This is a genomic window from Streptomyces sp. NPDC020489 (genome assembly GCF_044386545.1).
Taxonomy (GTDB): Bacteria; Actinomycetota; Actinomycetes; order Streptomycetales; family Streptomycetaceae; genus Streptomyces.
Genome location: NZ_JBIRUZ010000037.1, coordinates 1 through 1,135 on the forward strand (window position 1 = coordinate 1; position 1,135 = coordinate 1,135).

General features: G+C 66.6%; 1 protein-coding gene. It reads right to left on the reverse strand.

The annotated features are described in order from the left end of the window. Window positions 1-1,089, reverse strand: coding sequence for an IS630 family transposase (locus ACH41F_RS41790; RefSeq protein WP_398839862.1), 1,089 nt, complete (start codon window positions 1,087-1,089; stop codon window positions 1-3). Window positions 1,090-1,135: the final 46 nt, after the last annotated feature.

Below are 1,135 nucleotides of genomic sequence, written 5' to 3' on the forward strand. Positions count from 1 at the left end.
CTAGTGTCCTGAGTCGTTAATTCGTGTGCAGTATGCGGCGAGGGTGTCGAGGATGTCGTCGGCGGTCTTCGTCCAGACGAACGGCTTGGGGTTCTTGTTCCACTCGTTGATCCAGCCGCGGATGTCGCGTTCGAGTTCGACGACGCTGCGGTGTGCCGAGCGGCGGAGTTTGCGGCAGGTCAGCTCGGCGAACCAGCGCTCGACGAGGTTGAGCCAGGATGCCGAGGTGGGGGTGAAGTGCAGGTGGAAGCGGGGGTGTCGGAGCAGCCACTTCTTGACCGGCTCGGTCTTGTGGGTGGCGTAGTTGTCCAGGATCAGGTGGAGTTCGAGGTCCTTGGGGACGGCGGCGTCGATGACCTTCAGGAAGCGGAGGAACTCCTGGTGGCGGTGGCGGCGGTAGTGCTGGGCGATGACCGAGCCGGAAGCGATGTCCAGGGCGGCGAACAGGCTGGTCGTGCCGTGCCGGACGTAGTCGTGGGTCATCTTCGCCGGCGTGGTTGGCGCCATCGGCAGCACGGGCTGGGTCCGGTCCAGGGCCTGTATCTGCGACTTCTCGTCCACCGCCAGGACCAGGGCGTTCTCGGGCGGGGCGAGGTAGATGCCCACCACGTCGCGGACCTTGGTCACGAACTGGGGGTCGGTCGACAGCTTCCAGGTCTCCACGATGTGCGGCTTAAGGCCGAACGCCCGCCAGATCCGGGAGACGGCCGACTGCGACATCCCCGTCGCCCCGGCCATCGAACGCGTCGACCAGTGCGAATCACCCGTCGGCGGCGCCTGGTCCAGAGTCCTGGCGACCAGGGCCTCGACCTGCTCGTCCGTGATCTTCCGCGGGGCCCCCGAACGCGGGCTGTCCACCAGACCCTCCAGCCGGTCCGCCGCGAACCGGGCCCGCCACTTGCGTACGGTCTCCCGCGAGACACCCAGATCCTGCGCAACCTGCGCGTTCGGCCGACCCTCCGCGCATGCCAGCACGATCCTCGACCGCAACACCATTGCCTGAGACGCCGTCTGCTTGCGCAACCAGCCCCGCAGCACCCTGCGTTCGTGATCGGACAACTCCAGCAGCAGCGGCTTCGGACCAGGCATCACCACACCCTACAACCGCAAGCGAACTAACGACTCAGGACACTAG

Excerpts from the sequence above, each read along its gene's own strand:
- ACH41F_RS41790 (WP_398839862.1), bottom strand. The coding sequence starts at position 1,089 with ATGCCTGGTCCGAAGCCGCTGCTGCTGGAGTTGTCCGATCACGAACGC.